Source organism: Oceanobacillus limi, from assembly GCF_900111445.1.
GTDB classification, from domain to species: Bacteria; Bacillota; Bacilli; order Bacillales; family Amphibacillaceae; genus Ornithinibacillus; species Ornithinibacillus limi.
In genome coordinates this window covers 1-1,474 of sequence record NZ_FOHE01000049.1, presented here as the reverse complement: position 1 = coordinate 1,474, position 1,474 = coordinate 1, and the positions used below count along the sequence as shown (strand labels likewise).

The 1,474-nt window shown below is 33.0% G+C and carries 1 protein-coding gene; it reads right to left on the bottom strand.

The window, feature by feature from the left end:
• Nucleotides 1-39: 39 nt before the first annotated feature.
• Nucleotides 40-1,379, bottom strand: a protein-coding gene (locus BMX40_RS19885; protein ID WP_244513681.1) for an IS3 family transposase whose coding sequence is annotated in 2 segments (ribosomal slippage) — nt 40-963 and nt 966-1,379 — 1,338 coding nt in all. Because the reading frame shifts where the segments join, the coding sequence is not laid out codon by codon here.
• Between the last annotated feature and the right edge of the window lie 95 nt (nt 1,380-1,474).

Below are 1,474 nucleotides of genomic sequence, written 5' to 3'. Positions count from 1 at the left end.
TAATATGTACCCTTTGTAAAGGACTTTTAAAAAAAAAGACTATGCTACACTGGAAAGGTGATTCCTGTATTGTACAGGGGTCATCTTTTTTAGATTCCATTGATATCTGTAATTGTTGTAATAAGTCATATAACTCTTAATTTCACGCTTTAACTCATTTAGTGTTTCACAAGGTTTAATATATGCTTCATCTTTGAAATGCCCAAAAAATGATTCTTGTGGGGCGTTATCCCAACAGTTTCCTCGCCTTGACATGGATTGTCCTAAACCATATTTCTTAACCATTTTTTGATAGGTAGGGTTTGTATAGTGAAATCCTTGATCCGAATGGATGAAAGCTCCCTCTGCCATTTTTACTCTTCTATTATTTTTCAACTTTAAAAGAGTGTCTGTTGCGATATCTAAAGTGATACGATCAGAAACGTTGTAGGCTAATATTTCATTGGTTGATCCATCTTTAATCGTGGATAAATAAGCTTTCTTTCCCTTTCCATAAAATAAATAAGTGATATCTGTTAATAATACTTTTCCAGGTATATTTTGTTTGAATTGTCGGTTTAATTTGTTTGGTAATACAGTATGTTCCTTCGTTGCTTTCGCCATCCGACGATAAGGATTAGCTTTTCTGATAGGGCATATAATGCCATACTTCTTCATAATTCTGCGGATACGTTTTTGGTTGTAATTGATCTTGAATTCGCCATCCAAAGTCATCTTAATTTGTCGAGCACCCTTTTTACGTCTCTTATAGTTAAAGGCTTTCAATATCTTCTCTTTGGCAATTTCATCTTGCTTTTCACGTTGTTTTCTTCTTTCCAGTGACGCTAATGAGAAATAATTATAATATCCTGACGGTGATACACCAGCTACCTTACATAAGTACCTTACTTTGTTTTTTAATTTAAACTTGTCAATTACGAATTTAATCAGTTCAAACCTCTGCGATGCAGGAATGTTTATTTCTGTTTCTTCTTCAGTCTCCTCTCTGCCATATCGATCTTTTTTAGTAATTCTATCTCTGCTTTTAATAAGTTATTTTGTGCCTCTAATCTTTTATACTTTTCTTCTATAGAAAGCTCCTTTTCACTCGGTCTACCGGAGTTTCCTTTACGGGTGTCCTGTAAACCACCTATGCCATATTTATGGTATGCTGCACGCCATCTATTACCCGATGACTTTATACGTTCTTTCCCAATAATATCTATATCGAATCCATGATCCTCGAATATTTGTCTAGGAAACTTACCCTTTTCGTTTTCAGTAATAAAAATTCTTTTAAATTCATCAGTATAAGTAATCCCTTTTTCACTAACAGATTTTACATAGAGATTTTTAGATAATATTCTAATTTCCTTTTCCGTAAACAATCTCTTACTCATATTCTTTCCCCATTTACTATTTTTTCTTAAGTATACACAAAAGTACCCTATAGGTAGACTTTTTTTAAAGTGTCTACTCTATAGGGTACATTTTA